Origin of the sequence: Streptomyces sp. NPDC101237 (assembly GCF_044767465.1) — a bacterium.
In the GTDB taxonomy this organism is placed as follows: domain Bacteria; phylum Actinomycetota; class Actinomycetes; order Streptomycetales; family Streptomycetaceae; genus Streptomyces; species Streptomyces gramineus.
This window is the reverse complement of sequence record NZ_JBIWNY010000002.1, coordinates 170107-186664: the sequence shown is the minus strand read 5'-3', so window position 1 is coordinate 186664 and position 16558 is coordinate 170107. Positions and strand designations below refer to the sequence as shown.

At 71.5% G+C, this 16558-nt stretch carries 15 protein-coding genes and 1 riboswitch; of the genes, 7 read left to right on the top strand and 8 right to left on the bottom strand.

Features of this window, described 5'->3' with window-relative positions; genetic code table 11:
- Positions 1-47: 47 nt before the first annotated feature.
- Entirely contained in the window at positions 48-1976 is a 1929-nt protein-coding gene (locus tag ACIRQ9_RS03770; RefSeq protein ID WP_404166827.1) for a 2-oxoacid:acceptor oxidoreductase subunit alpha, read from the top strand.
- Positions 1969-3030, top strand: a complete 1062-nt coding sequence (locus ACIRQ9_RS03765; protein WP_404166825.1) for a 2-oxoacid:ferredoxin oxidoreductase subunit beta — start codon at positions 1969-1971, stop codon at positions 3028-3030. The genes ACIRQ9_RS03770 and ACIRQ9_RS03765 overlap by 8 nt, the downstream gene beginning before the upstream one ends.
- Positions 3031-3091: 61 nt before the next feature.
- Here ACIRQ9_RS03765 and ACIRQ9_RS03760 read toward each other — a convergent pair whose 3' ends face one another.
- Positions 3092-3430, bottom strand: a complete 339-nt coding sequence (locus ACIRQ9_RS03760) for a winged helix-turn-helix transcriptional regulator (RefSeq protein WP_404167512.1) — start codon at positions 3428-3430, stop codon at positions 3092-3094.
- Positions 3431-3603: 173 nt separating this feature from the next.
- On the opposite strand from ACIRQ9_RS03760, the gene ACIRQ9_RS03755 reads away from it, so the two are divergent.
- The 3 genes from ACIRQ9_RS03755 (at position 3604) to ACIRQ9_RS03745 (ending at position 6077) form a co-directional block, all read left to right on the top strand.
- Positions 3604-4455, top strand: coding sequence for an NAD(P)H-binding protein (locus ACIRQ9_RS03755; protein WP_404166823.1), 852 nt, complete (start codon positions 3604-3606; stop codon positions 4453-4455).
- Positions 4456-4614: 159 nt separating this feature from the next.
- A complete protein-coding gene (gene rarD / locus ACIRQ9_RS03750; protein WP_404166821.1) occupies positions 4615-5580 on the top strand; it encodes an EamA family transporter RarD in 966 nt (321 codons plus the stop codon).
- Positions 5581-5612: 32 nt separating this feature from the next.
- The gene (locus tag ACIRQ9_RS03745) at positions 5613-6077 is read left to right on the top strand and encodes a VOC family protein (protein WP_404166819.1); all 465 of its coding nucleotides are present in this window, start codon (positions 5613-5615) and stop codon (positions 6075-6077) included.
- Between the two features lie 15 nt (positions 6078-6092).
- On the opposite strand, the gene ACIRQ9_RS03740 is transcribed toward ACIRQ9_RS03745, so the two are convergent.
- Positions 6093-7391: a tetratricopeptide repeat protein gene (locus tag ACIRQ9_RS03740; RefSeq protein ID WP_404166817.1), complete on the bottom strand. Its 1299-nt coding sequence runs from the start codon at positions 7389-7391 to the stop codon at positions 6093-6095.
- A 246-nt stretch (positions 7392-7637) separates the two neighbouring features.
- Here ACIRQ9_RS03740 and ACIRQ9_RS03735 point away from each other — a divergent pair, with 246 nt between their 5' ends.
- Positions 7638-8249, top strand: a complete 612-nt coding sequence (locus ACIRQ9_RS03735; protein ID WP_404166815.1) for a flavodoxin family protein — start codon at positions 7638-7640, stop codon at positions 8247-8249.
- Here ACIRQ9_RS03735 and ACIRQ9_RS03730 read toward each other — a convergent pair.
- From ACIRQ9_RS03730 to ACIRQ9_RS03715, 4 genes are all read right to left on the bottom strand, one after another.
- Positions 8239-9120 carry an ABC transporter permease gene (locus tag ACIRQ9_RS03730; protein WP_404166813.1) on the bottom strand — a complete coding sequence of 294 codons (882 nt, stop codon included), beginning with the start codon at positions 9118-9120 and terminating at the stop codon, positions 8239-8241. The two genes, ACIRQ9_RS03735 and ACIRQ9_RS03730, sit on opposite strands and share 11 nt — an antisense overlap.
- Complete coding sequence (locus ACIRQ9_RS03725) at positions 9107-10114, bottom strand: ABC transporter ATP-binding protein (protein WP_404166811.1); 1008 nt, start codon at positions 10112-10114, stop codon at positions 9107-9109. The genes ACIRQ9_RS03730 and ACIRQ9_RS03725 overlap by 14 nt, the downstream gene beginning before the upstream one ends.
- A gap of 53 nt (positions 10115-10167) precedes the next feature.
- On the bottom strand, positions 10168-11409 hold the full coding sequence (locus ACIRQ9_RS03720) for an outer membrane lipoprotein carrier protein LolA (protein ID WP_404166809.1): 1242 nt from the start codon (positions 11407-11409) through the stop codon (positions 10168-10170).
- 305 nt (positions 11410-11714) lie between these two features.
- Complete coding sequence (locus ACIRQ9_RS03715; RefSeq protein ID WP_404166807.1) at positions 11715-12722, bottom strand: polyprenyl synthetase family protein; 1008 nt, start codon at positions 12720-12722, stop codon at positions 11715-11717.
- 697 nt (positions 12723-13419) lie between these two features.
- Positions 13420-13615: riboswitch (cyclic di-AMP (ydaO/yuaA leader) on the top strand.
- Positions 13616-13620: 5 nt separating this feature from the next.
- Here ACIRQ9_RS03715 and ACIRQ9_RS03710 point away from each other — a divergent pair.
- The gene (locus ACIRQ9_RS03710; protein ID WP_404166805.1) at positions 13621-14118 is read left to right on the top strand and encodes a transglycosylase SLT domain-containing protein; all 498 of its coding nucleotides are present in this window, start codon (positions 13621-13623) and stop codon (positions 14116-14118) included.
- Positions 14119-14141: 23 nt separating this feature from the next.
- Here ACIRQ9_RS03710 and ACIRQ9_RS03705 read toward each other — a convergent pair whose 3' ends face one another.
- Both ACIRQ9_RS03705 and ACIRQ9_RS03700 read right to left on the bottom strand, forming a co-directional pair.
- Positions 14142-14948 (bottom strand): HAD family hydrolase, encoded by an 807-nt coding sequence (locus ACIRQ9_RS03705; RefSeq protein WP_404166803.1) that lies wholly within the window; start codon positions 14946-14948, stop codon positions 14142-14144.
- 172 nt (positions 14949-15120) lie between these two features.
- On the bottom strand, positions 15121-16365 hold the full coding sequence (locus ACIRQ9_RS03700; protein WP_404166801.1) for an ATP-grasp domain-containing protein: 1245 nt from the start codon (positions 16363-16365) through the stop codon (positions 15121-15123).
- Positions 16366-16558: the final 193 nt, after the last annotated feature.

Genomic DNA, 16558 nt, shown 5'->3' with positions numbered 1-16558 from the left:
GTGGGACGGCCGCCCCCGGACAGCCGCCTCGAAGGAGGTCCAGTTCAGTGACCAGCCAGGTCAGCAGGACAACGGAACAGGCCGACGGAACCGTCGTGGGAGAACAGCGCAGGCCGGGCGGTGTGAAGGCCGTCCGGCGCCTCGACCGGGTGATCATCCGGTTCGCGGGGGACTCGGGTGACGGTATGCAGCTCACCGGCGACCGCTTCACCTCCGAGACCGCGTCCTTCGGCAACGATCTCTCGACCCTCCCCAACTTCCCCGCCGAGATCCGGGCCCCGGCAGGCACCCTGCCCGGGGTCTCCTCGTTCCAGTTGCACTTCGCCGACCACGACATCCTCACCCCCGGGGACGCGCCGAACGTGCTGGTCGCGATGAACCCGGCCGCCCTGAAGGCGAACATCGGGGACCTGCCGCGCGGCGCGGAGATCATCGTCAACACGGACGAGTTCACCAGACGGGCGATGCAGAAGGTCGGCTACGACGCCTCACCGCTGGAGGACGGCTCGCTGGACGGCTACAGCCTCCATCCGGTGCCCCTGACCACCCTGACGGTGGAAGCCCTCAAAGAATTCGACCTCACCCGCAAAGAGGCCGAGCGCAGCAAGAACATGTTCGCGCTCGGCCTCTTGTCATGGATGTACCACCGGCCGACCGAGGGCACGGAGCGGTTCCTCAAGCAGAAGTTCGCCCGCAAGCCCGAGGTGATGAACGCCAACCTGGCGGCCTTCCGCGCGGGCTGGAACTTCGGGGAGACGACGGAGGACTTCGCGGTCTCCTACGAGATCGCCCCCGCGAGCACCGCCTTCCCGGTGGGCACCTACCGCAACATCTCCGGGAACCTGGCGCTGGCCTACGGTCTGGTGACCGCCTCCCGGCAGGCCGCCCTGCCGCTCTTCCTCGGCTCGTACCCGATCACCCCGGCCTCCGACATCCTGCACGAGCTGTCGAAGCACAAGAACTTCGGTGTGCGGACCTTCCAGGCGGAGGACGAGATCGCCGGGATCGGCGCGGCCCTCGGCGCGGCGTTCGGCGGCTCGCTCGCCGTGACGACCACCTCCGGTCCCGGCGTCGCCCTGAAGGCGGAGACGGTGGGGCTCGCGGTCTCGCTGGAGCTGCCGCTGCTGGTCGTCGACATCCAGCGCGGCGGGCCGTCCACCGGACTGCCCACCAAGACCGAGCAGGCCGACCTGCTCCAGGCGATGTACGGCCGCAACGGCGAGGCCCCGGTCCCCGTGATCGCCCCCATGACCCCCGCCGACTGCTTCGACGCCGCGCTGGAGGCAGCCCGGATCGCGCTGACGTACCGGACCCCGGTCATGCTGCTGTCCGACGGCTACCTGGCCAACGGCAGCGAGCCCTGGCGCATCCCGGACCTGACGGAACTCCCTGACCTGCGCGTCGAGTTCGCGTCCGGCCCCAACCACACCCTCGACGACGGCACCGAGGTCTTCTGGCCGTACAAGCGCGACCCGCAGACCCTGGCCCGTCCGTGGGCGATCCCGGGCACGCCCGGTCTCGAACACCGCATCGGCGGCATCGAGAAGCAGGACGGCAGCGGCAACATCTCCTACGACCCCGCCAACCACGACTTCATGGTCCGCACCCGGCAGGCCAAGATCGACGGCATCGACGTCCCGGACATCGAGGTCGACGACCCGGACGGCGCGCGCACCCTGGTCCTCGGCTGGGGTTCCACCTACGGGCCGATCACGGCGGCGGTGCGGCGGCTGCGCCGGGCCGGCGAGCCGATCGCCCAGGCGCACCTGCGCCACCTCAACCCCTTCCCGCGCAACCTGGGCGCGGTCCTGGGGCGGTACGACAAGGTGGTGATCCCCGAGATGAACCTCGGCCAGCTCGCCGCCCTCGTCCGCGCGAAGTACCTCGTGGACGCGCACTCCTACAACCAGGTCAACGGCATGCCGTTCAAGGCCGAGCAGCTCGCCGAGGCGCTCAGGGAGGCCATCCATGACTGACACCGCCGACGGACTGCTCCAGCTCGTCCCCAAGGCCCAGGCCGCGCAGTCCATGAAGGACTTCAAGTCCGACCAGGAGGTGCGCTGGTGCCCGGGCTGCGGTGACTACGCGATCCTGGCCGCAGTGCAGGGCTTCATGCCGGAGCTGGGGCTGGCGCGGGAGAACATCGTCTTCGTCTCCGGCATCGGCTGCTCCTCGCGTTTCCCGTACTACATGAACACCTACGGGATGCACTCGATCCACGGCCGTGCCCCGGCGATCGCCACCGGGCTGGCCGCCTCGCGCCGGGACCTGAGCGTCTGGGTCGTCACCGGCGACGGCGACGCCCTCTCCATCGGCGGCAACCACCTGATCCACGCCCTGCGCCGCAACGTCAACCTGAAGATCCTGCTCTTCAACAACCGCATCTACGGGTTGACGAAGGGCCAGTACTCGCCGACGTCCGAGGTCGGGAAAATCACCAAGTCCACGCCGATGGGCTCGCTGGACGCGCCCTTCAACCCGGTGTCCCTGGCGATCGGCGCCGAGGCGTCCTTCGTGGCCCGCACCGTCGACTCGGACCGCAAGCACCTGACCGACGTGCTGCGGCAGGCCGCCGCCCATCCCGGCACGGCCCTGATCGAGATCTACCAGAACTGCAACATCTTCAACGACGGCGCCTTCGACACCCTCAAGGACAAGCAGTCCGCCGAGGAGGCGGTGATCCGTCTGGAGCACGGCCGGCCCATCCGGTTCGGCGCGGGCGGCGCCCGCGGACTCGTCCGGGACCGGCTCACCGGTGACCTGACGATCGTCGACGTGACCCCGGACAACGAGTCCGAGATCCTCGTCCACGACGCCCACTCCCCCTCCCCCACGACGGCCTTCGCCCTGTCGCGGCTGGCCGACCCGGACACCCTGGACCACACGCCCATCGGCGTCTTCCGTTCGGTGGAACGGCCGGTCTACGACGTCCAGATGTCGCAGCAGCTGGACACGGCGGTGGAACAGCACGGCACCGGCGACCTGGCGGCGCTGCTGGCCGGCGGGGACACCTGGACGGTCGTGGGCTGACCCTTCCCGGCCGGAAACACGGAGCGGGGCCCGGACGCGACGTCCGGGCCCCGCTCCGCGTTCAGGCGCGTTTCGCCTCGTCGTAGGCCTCCCGGGCCCGGGTGACGTCCGCCATCCGCCGTTCGGTCCACAGCGCCAGGTCCCGCACCTGCAGGGCGGCCTCGTGGCCGAGGTCGGTGAGGGAGTAGTCGACCCGAGGCGGGATGACGGGTTGGGCGTCGCGATGGACGAGGCCGTCCCGTTCCAGGGTCTGGAGGGTCTGGGTGAGCATCTTCTCGCTGACCCGGCCGATGGCCCGGCGCAGTTCGCTGAAGCGGTGGGATCGGTCCAGGAGCTGGATCAGGACCAGGACGCCCCAGCGGCTGGTGACGTGCTCCAGGACCAGCCGGTGCGGGCACATCTGCTCGCCGACGGCGTACCGGTCGGCCCGCGCCGCGGGCGCGTCGGAGCGGTTCTCGGCTTCATGAGTACGTACGACCATGCCAGTACCTTACTTCAAAGTGGGTACTTTCCAATGGTTAGCGCACCTCCTAAGGTTAGTGACATCCGCACCCCACAAGGAGATCGCAGACCATGAGCATCGTCGTCACAGGAGCCACCGGACACCTGGGCCGCCACGTCGTGGCACAGCTGCTGGAGAAGGTCCCGGCCGAGCAGATCACCGCCGTCGTGCGCGACGAGGCGAAGGCCGCCGACCTCGCCGCCCGGGGCGTCACCGTCGCCGTCGCCGACTACAACTCCCCCGAGACGTTCGACGGCCTCTTCGCCGCGGGCGACAAGGTGCTGCTGATCTCGGGCAACGAGTTCGACAAGGGCCGTCCGCAGCAGCACAAGGTCGTCATAGACGCGGCCGTGGCGGCCGGTGTGGCGCTCCTGGCGTACACCAGCGCACCGGCCAGCCTGAACGCCTCGCTGGTGGACGACCACCGCGCCACCGAGGAGCTGCTGCTCGCCTCCGGCCTGCCCTACACCCTGCTGCGCAACGGCTGGTACCACGAGAACTACACCGAGAACCTCGCCCCGGTGCTGGAGCACAGCGCCGTCGTCGCGGCCGCCGGTGACGGCCGGGTCTCCTCGGCCTCCCGCGCGGACTACGCGGCCGCGGCCGTCGCCGTGCTGACCGGCGAGGGCCACGAGAACCGGACGTACGAGCTGGGCGGCGACACCGCCTGGAGCTTCGCGGAGTACGCGGCGGAGATCGCGCGCCACACCGGCAAGGAGATCGCGTACAACTCCGTGCCCGTGGAGACGCTGCGGTCCATCCTGACGGGTGCCGGCGTGCCGGAGGCCTTCGCGGGGATCCTGGCCGAGGTCGACGCGTCGATCGCCAAGGGCGAGCTGGTCGTCGACTCCGGCGACCTCTCCCGGCTGGCCGGGCGGCCGACCACGCCGATCTCGGAGGCCGTCGCGGACGCGCTGAAGTAGCCCCGGAGCCGGCGGGCCGGGAGCGGCCCGCGAGCCCCGTGGTGCCCGCACCCCCGCCTGTCATGACCGTATGCCGATACGGCCATGACAGGCGGGGGTGCTCGGCGCTACCTTCGTCCCGGTGTGCCGGAGCGGGGCACGTGGGCGTGAGGAGGGCCGGTGGCCGAGATATCGAGGGGTGAGCGGCGGGCGGGGCTGGTGAACGGCTTCGCCGCGTACGGGATGTGGGGCCTGGTCCCGCTGTTCTGGCCGCTGCTCAAGCCCGCCGGATCCCTGGAGATCCTGGCCCACCGGATGGCATGGTCCCTGGTCTTCGTCGCCGTCGCGCTGGCCTTCGTACGGCGGTGGGCGTGGGCCGGGGAACTGCTGCGGCAGCCGCGCCGGCTGGCCCTGGTGACGGTCGCCGCCGCCGTGATCACCGTCAACTGGGGCGTCTACATCTGGGCCGTGAACGCCGGTCACGTCGTCGAGGCCTCGCTCGGCTACTTCATCAACCCTCTGGTGACCATCGCGATGGGCGTGCTGCTGCTCAAGGAGCGGCTGCGGCCCGTGCAGTGGACGGCGGTGGGCGTCGGCCTCACCGCCGTGATCGTGCTGACCGTGGGCTACGGGCAGCCGCCGTGGATCTCGCTCGTCCTGGCCTTCTCCTTCGCGACCTACGGGCTCGTCAAGAAGAAGGTCAACCTCGGCGGCGTCGAGTCCCTCGCCGCGGAGACCGCGATCCAGTTCCTGCCCGCGCTCGGCTATCTCCTGTGGCTGGCGGGCCACGGCGAGTCCAGCTTCGTCAACGACGGGGCCGGACACGCCGCCCTGCTGGCCTCCACCGGGATCGTCACCGCGCTGCCGCTGGTCTGCTTCGGCGCCGCCGCGATCCGCGTCCCGCTCTCCACGCTCGGTCTGCTGCAGTACCTGGCGCCGGTCTTCCAGTTCCTGCTCGGCATCCTCTACTTCCACGAGGCGATGCCCGCCGAGCGCTGGGCCGGCTTCGCCCTGGTCTGGGTCGCCCTCGCCCTGCTCACCTGGGACGCCCTGCGCACCGCCCACCGGTCCGCGCGGGCGCTCGCGGCGGCGGCCGCCGCCCTGCCGGTGACCGCGGCCGCCCCGGCACCGCGAAGCCAGGTGTGAGGCCGGCGCCCGGTCGGCTATAAGTGGGCGCCATGACGCAGACGCCCGCACCCCTGCACTGGAAGCTCGTCATCGACGCCCGCGATCCGCACGCACAGGCCGACTTCTGGGCGGCCGCGCTGCACTACACGGCCGAGGACAACAGCGCGTTCGTCGAACGGCTGCTGGAGCTGGGCGCGCTGCCCGCCGCGGCGGCCGTCCGGCACCACGGCCGTGCCGCCTTCCGTGACCTGGTCGCCGTACGGCATCCGGACGACCCGTTCGACCAGGAGCGCGGCACCGGGCTGGGCCGGCGGCTGCTGTTCCAGCGGGTGCCGGAGGGCAAGCCGGGCAAGAACCGGCTCCACATCGACCTGCACGCCGAGGCGGGCGAGCGGTCGCGGGAGGTGGCCCGGCTCGAGGAGCTGGGCGCGACGGTGGTGCGGCACGTGTCCGAACCGGCCGGGGAGTGGACGGTGATGGCCGACCCGGAGGGCAACGAGTTCTGCGTACAGTGACCCGCCGCCCCGCGCTCAGGCCTGCTCGGCGGCGCGCCGGGCCCGTTCGGTGAGGCGGCCCATCCGGGCGCGGGCGGAGTCCAGTTCCTCCGGTTCGCCCGCGGCCGGGCCGTCCTCGGCGGTGAGCTGTGCCCAGAGGTCGATCAGGTCGCGGCCCAGGCGCAGCCCGTGCCCCGGGTCGCGCACCGCGCGCCAGGCGGTGGCCGCGCTGCGCACGTTCCCGTAGGCGCCCTCGCCGTCCCCGGCCCGCCGGTGCTGCCGTGCCAGGTCGAGGGAGAGGTGGAAGGCGCGCAGCGGGTCGCCGGACAGGTAGGCGATGTAGGCGGTCAGCTCGCGCAGGCGCAGCACCTCGGTGTGGTTCTCGCCGAGGGTCGCGCCGGCCTCGGCGACGGTGCGCCCGGCGAGTTCGGCCGCCGCCTCGATACGGCCCGCGCGGACGGCCTCGTTGATCCGCGACACCGGCCCGGTGAGCAGGGCGGCCCCTTCCGCGGTCACGGTCACCGGCTCGTCCCCGAGCACCTCCTCGGCGACGGCGTCGAAGCCGCGGGCCGGGGTGTGCCTGGGGTCGGGGTCGAAGACCCCGCCGCCCGAGGACCGCACGAGCAGCGCCGGGACGGGCCCGGGGGGCGCCGTGCGGGGCTGGACGCGAGGGCCGGTCCCCTCCGTCCGGGGCGCCGGCCGAAGCCCGGTGACGGCCTGCGCGGGGACGACGACGGGGGCGGGTGGTGGGACGACTGCGGGGCCGGGTGCCGGGACGGCAGCGGGGGCCTTCGGCCCGTCCATGACCGGGGGCGGGCCGAAGACGCCGGTCGGCGGCTGCACCGTGCCGAGGAGGCGCGGGACCGGGGCTGCCTTCGGGCGGTGGGCGGGAGCCGGGTCCGCGGCCTCGGGTGCGGTGACGGCGTGCGAGGAGTGCGCGGGCTCCGGTTCGGCGACGGCGTGCAGAGCGGGCACGGGCCGGTCCCGGCCGGGCCGCTGCGCCGGATCCGGGGCCATGGACGGGGCCGGAGCGCCGGGCACGGCCATCCGTACCGGTTCGCCGGTGAAGCTGCTGGACCCGTCCGGGTTCACCTGGAGGCGTACGACATAGCCGATGCGGCTGTCGTGCACGGTGGCGAGGGCGGGGCGGCCGGCGGCGAGGGCGCGGCGCTGGAGGTGGTTGAGGACCGCCTGCTGGGGCTCTTCGCCGGGTGCCGGGAACAGCGGGACGCCGTCGACGGTCGCGGCGGCGCCCGTGACCCGGACTTCGACCGGTTCGGCCGGCCGGCCGGTCTGCTGCGCTTCCCGCTTCGTCTCGCGGCTGAGTCCGGACATCGGCCCTCATTCCCCCGGCGTCACCGTCCGGTCGTACCCGTGCGTACCGTCAAGTCTGGCCGCTCCCCTCGGCCCACGCGTCACCGCGACGTCACAGCCTCGCATCAGGAAGGGCCCACCCGGTGTCCTCGCGCGCCCGGCCGCGTTCCGGCCCGGCCGCCGACGCAACCCCCTGGCCAATATGAATGCATACGCATAAGATGCAGAGGGCTTTATTCATCGCGCGCCGCTCACCTGGGGGATCCTGTGACTCGACGTTTCCTGTTCCTGCTCGGCAGCTCCCGTCCCGAGGGGAACACCGAACTCCTGGCGCGCCGGGCCGCCGAGCAGCTGCCCGAGAGCGTCGAACAGCGCTGGATCAGCCTGGCCGACCACCCGCTGCCGGACTTCGTGGATCTGCGCCGCGACGCCGACCACGTACGGCCGCCCGCGCACACCGCGCCCGGCCTGCTGCTCGACGCCACGCTCGCCGCCACCGACATCGTGATCGCCTCGCCCGTGTACTGGTACTCGGTGTCCGGCCTCACCAAGCGCTACCTGGACCACTGGTCGGGCTGGCTGCGCACGCCCGGCGTCGACTTCAAGGCGACCCTCGCGGGCCGCACCCTGTGGGGCGTGGCCGCCCTGGCCGACGACGATCCGTCCGTCGCGGACCCGTACGCCGGCCTTCTGCACAACTCGGCCGCCTACCTCGGCATGCGCTTCGGCGGCGTACTGCTCGGCAACGGCAGTGCGCGCGGGGACGTCCTCAGGGACAGCGGGGCACTGGCGCGGGCCAAGGAGTTCTTCGCCGCGGACGCACCGCCGGCCCGCTTCGCGACGGCCGGGACCGGCGGACCGGACGCCGTCAGGCCGTGATGTCCTTCGTACCGAACCGTGCCCAGGCCGCCGAGCCGAACACCGCCACGTACAGGGCCTGCAGCTCCAGGTTCTTGACCAGGTCGTCCCAGTAGACGGGGTCGCGCATCAGGTCGGCGAAGGACAGCCAGTAGTGGGAGAAGAAGTACGGCTGGAGCGCGTGCAGCTGGGGTATCTGGTCCAGGATCTGGACGGTGATCAGCAGGCCGACGGTGGTCGCCATCGCCGCGATGCCACTGTTGGTCAGCGTGGACACGAACAGGCCCAGCGCGGCCGTGCCGGTCAGGGAGGCCGCCACCACCAGGGCGATCAGCAGGGCCCGGCCGAGGCCCTCGGTGAAGGAGATCCGGGTGCCGGAGATGGTGGTCAGGTCGCCGAGCGGGAAGAGGAGCGCGCCGACGGCGAGGGCGGAGGCGGCCACCACCAGGGTGGCCAGCAGGCAGAAGGTCATCGTCGTCGCGTACTTGGTGAGCAGCAGGCGGGTTCGGCCCGCCGGGGCGACCAGCAAATAACGCAGGGTGCCCGCGTTGGCCTCGCCGGCGATCGCGTCCCCGGCCACCACGCCGACCGCCATCGGCAGGAAGAACGGGAGGGTCGCCGCCAGTGCCGTGAACACCAGGAAGAGCCCGTTGTTGGTGATCTGCGCGATGAACGCCGGGCCGCCGCCACCGCCGCCCGGCCCGTCGCCCCGCGTCTCGATCCTGACGGCGATCCCGATCAGGACGGGCACCGCGGCCAGGACGCCGAGGAGCGCGAGGGTGCGCCAGCGGCGCAGGGTGACGGCCAGCTCGCTGCGGAACAGGCCGAGGGTCCACAGCGGGTTCGGCCGTGCGGCCGGCGCGTCCAGGACCGCCGCGTCAGCCCGCGACATCGAATCCCTCCCCGGTCAGTGCCACGAACGCGTCCTCAAGCGAGGCCCGTTCGAGGGTGAAGCCGCGCACCCGCACGCCCGCCGCGACGAGCGCCGCGTTGACCTCGGCGAGGTCGCGTTCGGGCGGTTCGCCGGTGACCCGGTCCTCGGTGGTGACGACGTCCGCGACGCCCTGTTCCTTGAGCACCCGGGCCGCGTCGCCGGTGTCCGGGGTGTGCACCACGAGCCGGCCGCGCGCCCCGGCCGCCAGGTCGGCCACCGCCCCCTGGGCGATCAGCCGGCCCTGCGCCATCACGGCGGCGTGGGTGCAGACCTGCTCGATCTCGTCGAGGAGGTGGGAGGAGAGGAAGACGGTGGTGCCGTCCCCGGCCAGCTCCCGCACCAGGGACCGGATCTCCCGCATGCCCTGCGGGTCGAGCCCGTTGGTCGGCTCGTCCAGGACCAGCAGCTTGCGGGGCTGGAGGAGGGCGGCGGCCAGTCCCAGGCGCTGTTTCATGCCCAGGGAGTAGGCCTTCGCCTTCTTCGCGGCGGCCGCCGTCAGGCCCACCCGGTCCAGCGCGGCCTCGACGCGGGTGCGCCGGGTGCGCGGGTCGGCGGTCGGGTCGGCCGCGTCGTACCGCAGCAGGTTGTCGCGGCCGGAGAGGAAGCCGTACAGCGCCGGGCCCTCGATGAGCGCCCCGACCTGGGGCAGGACGACGCGGGAGGCGCGCGGCATCGGGCGGCCCAGGACGCGGGCGGTGCCCGAGGTGGGGGCGATGAGGCCCATCAGCATGCGGATGGTGGTGGTCTTGCCGGAGCCGTTCGGACCGAGGAAGCCGAAGACGCTGCCCGCCGGGACGGTCAGGTCCAGACCGTCCACGGCGAGCTGTCCGCCGCGGTAGCGCTTGGTGAGGCCGCGGGTGTCGATGACGCCCGCGCGCGCCGGGTCGTCCCGGCCCGGGTCGTCCTCACCCTGGTCACGCTGCTCGCGCTCCGTGGCGGACGGTCGGTCCATCGGCTCCCTCGATTCGTCGTGCCGCTCCGGGCGGGGAACTCCTGACGCCCTTGTTACCCCGCGTTCGCCGCCTTCACCAGCGCGGCCTTGTCCACGGCACCGACGTAGACCTTGCCGTCGTCCGTCATCAGGGCGTTGATCAGGCGGGTGGAGAAGACGGTGCCCTTGCCGAACTTGCCGGAGACCGGGTCGCCGAGCGAGCCGAGGAAGCCGCCGAGGTCACCGCCCGCGGAGGCGGAGCCGCTGGGCAGGCCGCCCTTGTCGCCGGTGTCGACGACGGCTATCGCGTTCCAGCCCTTGCCGAGGACGTCGAAGCCGTTCTTGCCGGGCGCCTCGGGAGTGGCGTGGCCGCCGGGGGTCCTGGTGATCTTGTCGCCCTTGTCGCCCTTCTCGGCCCTGCCCGCCTTGTCGGGACTGTCGCCCTCGGTGACCTTGGCACCCTTGGGCGGGGTGAAGTCGAAGGTGGAGGCGGCCGGCTTCGCGAAGCTGACCTGGGTGTACCCGGCGTCGATCACGGCCGCGCCGCCGCTCGACGGGGTGAGCGTGAACTTCAGCGGGGTGCCGGTCCTGGCGTCCACCGCGATGCTGATCGCGCCGACCGTCGTGCCGGACTGCTTGGGCTTGACGACCAGCCGGTAGGCGTCGCGGCCCGCGACCTGGGCGGTGCCGTCGACCTTCACCGAGGTGGTGTCGTCGACCGACTTGAGGAGCTGGTCGGCGAAGTCCTTCGGGGTGGCCGGGGCGTCGTGGCGCTCGCCCTTGCCGGAGGCCGCGGCGGTGGAGTGGTAGACCTCGTTGGACTTGCTGTCGTAGCCCCACACGTTCGTGCCGTTGTGGATGAGGCTGTACTCGGCGCCGCTCTCCAGCACCGACACCTTCTGCCGGTCGGGGCCGTCGGCGGCCACCCGCAGGGTGTGCGTGCCGGAGGCCAGCTCGGTGAGCTTGGCCGACGGGTCGGCCGAGGAGCCGCCGCCGCCCTGCGTGGCGCCGGACAGCAGGCCGTTCTCCAGGCCGCCGAGGTCGGGCAGGCCGAGGTCGGTGCTGATCTTCACCGTGCCGGACAGCTGCTGCACGTCCGACTTGGCGATCTTGTTGATGAGTTCCTGAGCGGTGATCTTCGGCAGGTCGGGGTCGCCGGAGTCGGCGAGTGCCGGAACCAGGCCGATCGTGGCCGCGGCCACGCCCATGACCGCGACCGGGACGACGTATCGCGTGGCCTTGCGCCGCCGCTCGGCGCGCAGCTCGTCGTCGGCCTGCGCGGCCCCCGTGCTGTCCTCGGTTTCGTACGGTGCCATGTGTGCCTTACCTCCGTCGTCGGCGGCGGCTGTGCTCGCACGTGTCCCACCCTGAGCCGCCATTCTCACCCGAATCGGTGAGCGGTGGTGATTTCCGTGGTGTCCATCTCACCAAATCCGGGCCGCTCAAGCGTCAGACCCGGGAGCCAACTCCGTGTACGACTGCGGTATGACACAAGAGCGGAGGCGCCTGCCCCGACCCGTAGGGGTCGCACGGCACAGGCGCCTCCGGTCACGTTCCGTGACCCGCCGGCCGCGCGGGTCCTCCGGGATGCACGACCTGTGTCACACAAGAAGGGCCGGAGCTAGCCCGCGCGGTGCACGACCGCGTCGCACAGCTCCAGGAGCGCGGCCTTCGCGTCGCACTCCAGCAGCGGCGCCAGGGCGGCCCTGGCCTCCTCCGCGTACCTGACCGTGTCCCGGCGTGCCTGCTCCAGCGCCGGATGCGCCCGCAGGGCGGCCAGGGCCTCCGCATGCCGCGCGTCGTCCGTGAGGTCGGAGTCCAGCAGCTCGCACAGCGCCAGGTCCTCGGCCAGCCCCAGCCGGGCCGCCCGCTCCCGCAGCCGCAGCACCGGCAGCGTGGGGACGCCCTCGCGGAGATCGGTCCCCGGGGTCTTGCCGGACTCGTGGGAATCGGAGGCGATGTCCAGGACGTCGTCGGCGAGCTGGAAGGCGACGCCGAGGCGTTCGCCGTACTGGGTGAGGACGTCCACGACCGTCTCGTCGGCGCCGGACATCATCGCGCCGAAGCGACAGGAGACCGCCACCAGCGAGCCGGTCTTGCCGCCGAGCACGTCGAGGTAGTGGTCGACCGGGTCGCGTCCGTCGGAGGGCCCGGCGGTCTCCAGGATCTGGCCCGTCACCAGCCGTTCGAACGCGAGGGCCTGGACCCGCACCGCCTCGGGTCCGAGGTCCGCGAGGATCTGCGAGGCGCGGGCGAAGAGGAAGTCGCCGGTCAGGACGGCGACCGAGTTGCCCCAGCGGGTGTTGGCGCTGTCGACGCCGCGCCGCACGGCCGCCTCGTCCATGACGTCGTCGTGGTAGAGCGTGGCGAGGTGGGTCAGCTCGACGACCACCGCCGACGGCACGACGCCGGGCGCGTACGGGTCGCCGAACTGCGCGGCCAGCATCACCAGCAGGGGCCGGAACCGCTTCCCGCCGGCCCGCACCAGATGCTGCGCGGCCTCCGTGATGAACGGGACCTCACTCTTGGTGGCTTCTAGCAAGCCCTCCTCGACAGCCGTCAATCCGGCCTGGACATCGGCTTCCAGAGCCTGGTCCCGCACGCTCAGCCCGAACGGCCCGACGGTCACGAGGGGTCTCCTGTCTGCTGGTGTCCACTGGCGCTTACACGGTTTGTCGATAGGTCGCTGCCATCACTCAAGTCAGCGTATCCGGTCAGGTTTCGATCACCGAGGGCGCCCACCGTTACACCCCGGGCGCTATCGGATCACGACCGGTATGTTTTTGATCAGCCGATACGACCTGACATCTCATGACTTAACAGGAAGTACCGGATCTTGTCGCGAACCGGAGGCACGCGGTGCCCCGGACCGGAGGTACCCCTGCCGCCGCTCGTCGATGCCGGCAGACCCCACTGCGCGGCCTCTCATTCCGAATAAGAACAATTCGGACAATTCTCGGAATTACCTGTGACGCCCGCCACTCCACCCGCCTCCATCGGGGCAATGCCTACAAATCGCGGCGTCCCGCTATTCCGTCGACACCCGGAAAAGCTCATGCAATGAATCCCTATTGTCCGATTCGCCGCAATTGCCTCTTCGTGAAGTGAGTCACGTGGCCCTGGGTGCCACACATGCGGTGAGGTGACCCTTTCTTCCCTTGCGCCGCACGGGAGTTGAGGCTTGGCAACCGCAAAGGATCAAGTACCCCATAATACTCAGATCAAGGTCAATAGAGGTTTTGTGGGCATCAGGCGCTTGTTTCGGACATGTGCTCTCGCATACGTTCCGGCTCACCGGGCGGACGCCGAATCCTGCCGCCGCCCGTCGTGACCCATTGACGAGTTCATTCGCACGGCAGGAGCGGGGGAACCAGGTAAGCCGCCGGACCGGGCGACGGACGTCATCGAAGAACGTCGTACCGGAACGGCTAGGGGTGAAGTCGCTCCGCCTCAGGGCGGTGCGGCCGGGCACTCCCCGGGCCCGAACCCGACAGCTCACCTCGCAGGCGACGGAGAGGAACGTCACCATGTCCGTTGTCGCCCAGCACCGCCGTACCCGCCGCAACTCCGTCCTTCGCAGGCTCACCGTCGCGGCGACCGGCGCGGCCGTTCTCGCCCTTCCGCTCATCGGGGCGAGCGCCGCCTCCGCCGCCACGTCCACCGCCACGACGGCTTCGTCGGCCTCCACGACGCTCGCCGGGTACCCGAACAACCTCGACGGCTGGATCCGCGAGTCCCTCGCGATCATGGCCGAAAAGAAGATCCCGGGCACCTACGACGGCATCTACCGCAACGTGATGCGCGAGTCCTCGGGCAACCCGAGTGCCATCAACCTCTGGGACTCCAACGCCGCCAAGGGCATCCCGTCCAAGGGCCTGCTCCAGGTGATCGACCCGACGTTCAAGACCTACCACGTGGACGGCACGTCGTTCGACGTCTACGACCCGGTCGCGAACATCACCGCCGCCTGCAACTACGCCGCCGCGCGGTACGGCTCGATCGACAACGTGCACGGCGCGTACTGACCGGCGCGTACTGACCGCCGCCGTCAGCCGAAAAGTCGTTCGAGGACGACGGCCACGCCGTCGTCCTCGTTCGACGAGGTGATCTCGTCGGCCACCGTCTTGAGTTCGGGATGGGCGTCGGCCATCGCCACCCCGTGGGCCGCCCAGTCGAACATCGGGACGTCGTTGGGCATGTCCCCGAAGGCGACCGCCCGCTCCGGGCTCAGCCCGAGCCGGTCGGCGGCCAGCGCGAGGCCGGTCGCCTTGGTCACCCCGCACGGCTGCAGCTCGACCGTCCCCGGTCCCGACATGGTGACCGTCGCCAGCGACCCGACCACCGCGCGGGCGGTCGCCGCCAGTTCGTCGTCGGACAGGGTGTGGTGGCGCAGCAGCACCTTGCTGATGGGCGCGCACCACAGGTCGTCGCGCCGGCCGACCCGCAGCGCGGGCAGCGCGGGGTGGGGCATCCGGTAGCCCGGCTCGATGAGCGTGAGCCCGTCCACGCCGTCCTGGTCGACCGCCGCGTAGACCTGACCGACCTCGGCCTCGATCTTGCCCAGGGCGGTCTCCGCCAGGTCCCGGTCCAGGGTCACCGACCAGAGCAGCCGGTGCGCGCCGGCGTCGTACACCTGGGCGCCCTGGCCGCAGACCGCGAGTCCGGTGCAGCCCAGGTCCGCCAGGAGAGCGCGCACTCTCGGCGCGGGGCGGCCGGTCACCACGAGATGCCGGGCCCCGGCCCGGGCCGCCCGCGCGAGCGCGGCGAGCGACCGTTCCGACACGCTGTCGTCGGCGCGCAGCAGCGTGCCGTCCAGGTCGGTGGCGATCAGTGAGTACGGCGTGGGTGCGACCATGATCAGAGAATACGGACAGCACGCCCGGCAGACTCACCGTGCGTCTCGGCCCCAAGTGGCGCCCGCGGTCACGGTGATGGGGCGTCCCGGGCAGGGCGCGTGAGGTCCGCGGCGGGACACGGGCGGTGGCCGGCCGGGAACGGCGTCCGCGGCCGGTCGGACGGTCCGGCGGCTAAGGCGCGGACGCGCCGGACCCGCGGCGGTTGGTGCGCCACAGTTCGTACAGGTGCTTCGCGCCCGGTCGCACGAGGCGGGCGAGCATCGTGACGAACGGCAGCGGATCGTCGCCGGCGAGCCAGGCCAGCTCGGTCCCGCTCGGCCGGCCGGGCGCGTGCGGTGTCGTGTAGCCGCTGCGCCGGTAGGCGAGGAGGGCGGGCAGGTCGATGTTCTCCACCACGTACCGGTGCCCGGCCCGTTGTTCCCCCTCCGGGACCCGGCGCCCGGTGAGATCCAGGTGCATCGCGCGGACCACGTCCACCCCCGACTCGCTCTCGAAGAGCCGGAACTGGGCGCCCATCCGCGGGTTGAAGTCGAGCAGTTTGTACCGCCCGTCGCGGCGGTCGAAGCGCAGGTCGAGGTCGACGACGCCGCTGAAGCCGATCTGTTTGACGAAACGCGCGGCGAGGTCGGCGAGTTCCGGGTTGTCGACGACGTACGCGTTGGCCGTCATGCCCGCGTGCGGCGGCCACGACCGCACCTTGACGCCGGTGAACAGGGCGAGCGGGTTGGAATCGGCGTCGGCGTAGCCGTGCACGATCCAGTCCTCGGCGTCCTCTCTCGGCAGGTACTCCTGGAGGATGACACCCGGACGGGTGCCCCAGTCACGGGCGAGAGCGAGCAGTCCCTCACGCGTGGCGATCTTCGTCGTGCCGTTGACGGCGGGCCTGCTGCGCCGGACGAAGGCCTCGCGGTTCTTCGCGACGATCGGGAAGCGGGCCTTCTCGGCGAAGTCGGCGATGTCGTCGTACGACTGCGGGAAGGCGGCCGCGGGGCTGGGGACGCCGTGCTCCACGCACAGTTCGTGCAGCCCCTGCTTGCTGGCGAGCCGGCGCGGCAGCGCGGGGTCCACGCGCGGGAAGAGGAAGCGGTCTGCGAGCGCGTCCTGGTGCTCGGCGATCAGGACGGCTGCCTCCTCGTCGGTGGGGATCAGCACGGCCGGACGGCCTATGCGGCGGCCGATGCGGAGCAGTCCCTCGACCAGGTGGTCCGGTTCCTCGGCGCCGGTCGTCGGCCACACGAACGCCCGTGCGAGATAACGGGAGGAGGCCGCCGGCGTGTAGGCGTCCTCCGTGATCGCGTACATGGGAACGCCCATGCGCCCCAGACTGCGGATCGCGCCGACCCCGCCGTGATGCAGCGGATAGTCGCCGAACTTGACGATCAGGCCCGGTACGTCGCGATCCGCGTCGAGCGGCATGCTGACGGCACTCCCGGCCACGGGTCCCCCCACGTGTTCCCCCTACGGACCGGACCCACCCCGTCCGTGTCCCCCAAAGGACGCTAAGCCGGAATTGAACCCTCCGACAAGGCTTATCCGGACATTGCGAACTCTTTAGACACTGCCGCGACAGCCGACTCACCCGTAACGTGTGGCGCGACCACATGGAATG

Excerpts from the sequence above, each read along its gene's own strand:
- ACIRQ9_RS03765 (WP_404166825.1), top strand. The coding sequence starts at position 1,969 with ATGACTGACACCGCCGACGGACTGCTCCAGCTCGTCCCCAAGGCCCAG.
- ACIRQ9_RS03760 (WP_404167512.1), bottom strand. The coding sequence starts at position 3,430 with ATGTGCCCGCACCGGCTGGTCCTGGAGCACGTCACCAGCCGCTGGGGC.
- ACIRQ9_RS03755 (WP_404166823.1), top strand. The coding sequence starts at position 3,604 with ATGAGCATCGTCGTCACAGGAGCCACCGGACACCTGGGCCGCCACGTC.
- ACIRQ9_RS03745 (WP_404166819.1), top strand. The coding sequence starts at position 5,613 with ATGACGCAGACGCCCGCACCCCTGCACTGGAAGCTCGTCATCGACGCC.
- ACIRQ9_RS03740 (WP_404166817.1), bottom strand. The coding sequence starts at position 7,391 with ATGTCCGGACTCAGCCGCGAGACGAAGCGGGAAGCGCAGCAGACCGGC.
- ACIRQ9_RS03730 (WP_404166813.1), bottom strand. The coding sequence starts at position 9,120 with ATGTCGCGGGCTGACGCGGCGGTCCTGGACGCGCCGGCCGCACGGCCG.
- ACIRQ9_RS03725 (WP_404166811.1), bottom strand. The coding sequence starts at position 10,114 with ATGGACCGACCGTCCGCCACGGAGCGCGAGCAGCGTGACCAGGGTGAG.
- ACIRQ9_RS03720 (WP_404166809.1), bottom strand. The coding sequence starts at position 11,409 with ATGGCACCGTACGAAACCGAGGACAGCACGGGGGCCGCGCAGGCCGAC.
- ACIRQ9_RS03710 (WP_404166805.1), top strand. The coding sequence starts at position 13,621 with ATGTCCGTTGTCGCCCAGCACCGCCGTACCCGCCGCAACTCCGTCCTT.
- ACIRQ9_RS03705 (WP_404166803.1), bottom strand. The coding sequence starts at position 14,948 with ATGGTCGCACCCACGCCGTACTCACTGATCGCCACCGACCTGGACGGC.
- ACIRQ9_RS03700 (WP_404166801.1), bottom strand. The coding sequence starts at position 16,365 with ATGCCGCTCGACGCGGATCGCGACGTACCGGGCCTGATCGTCAAGTTC.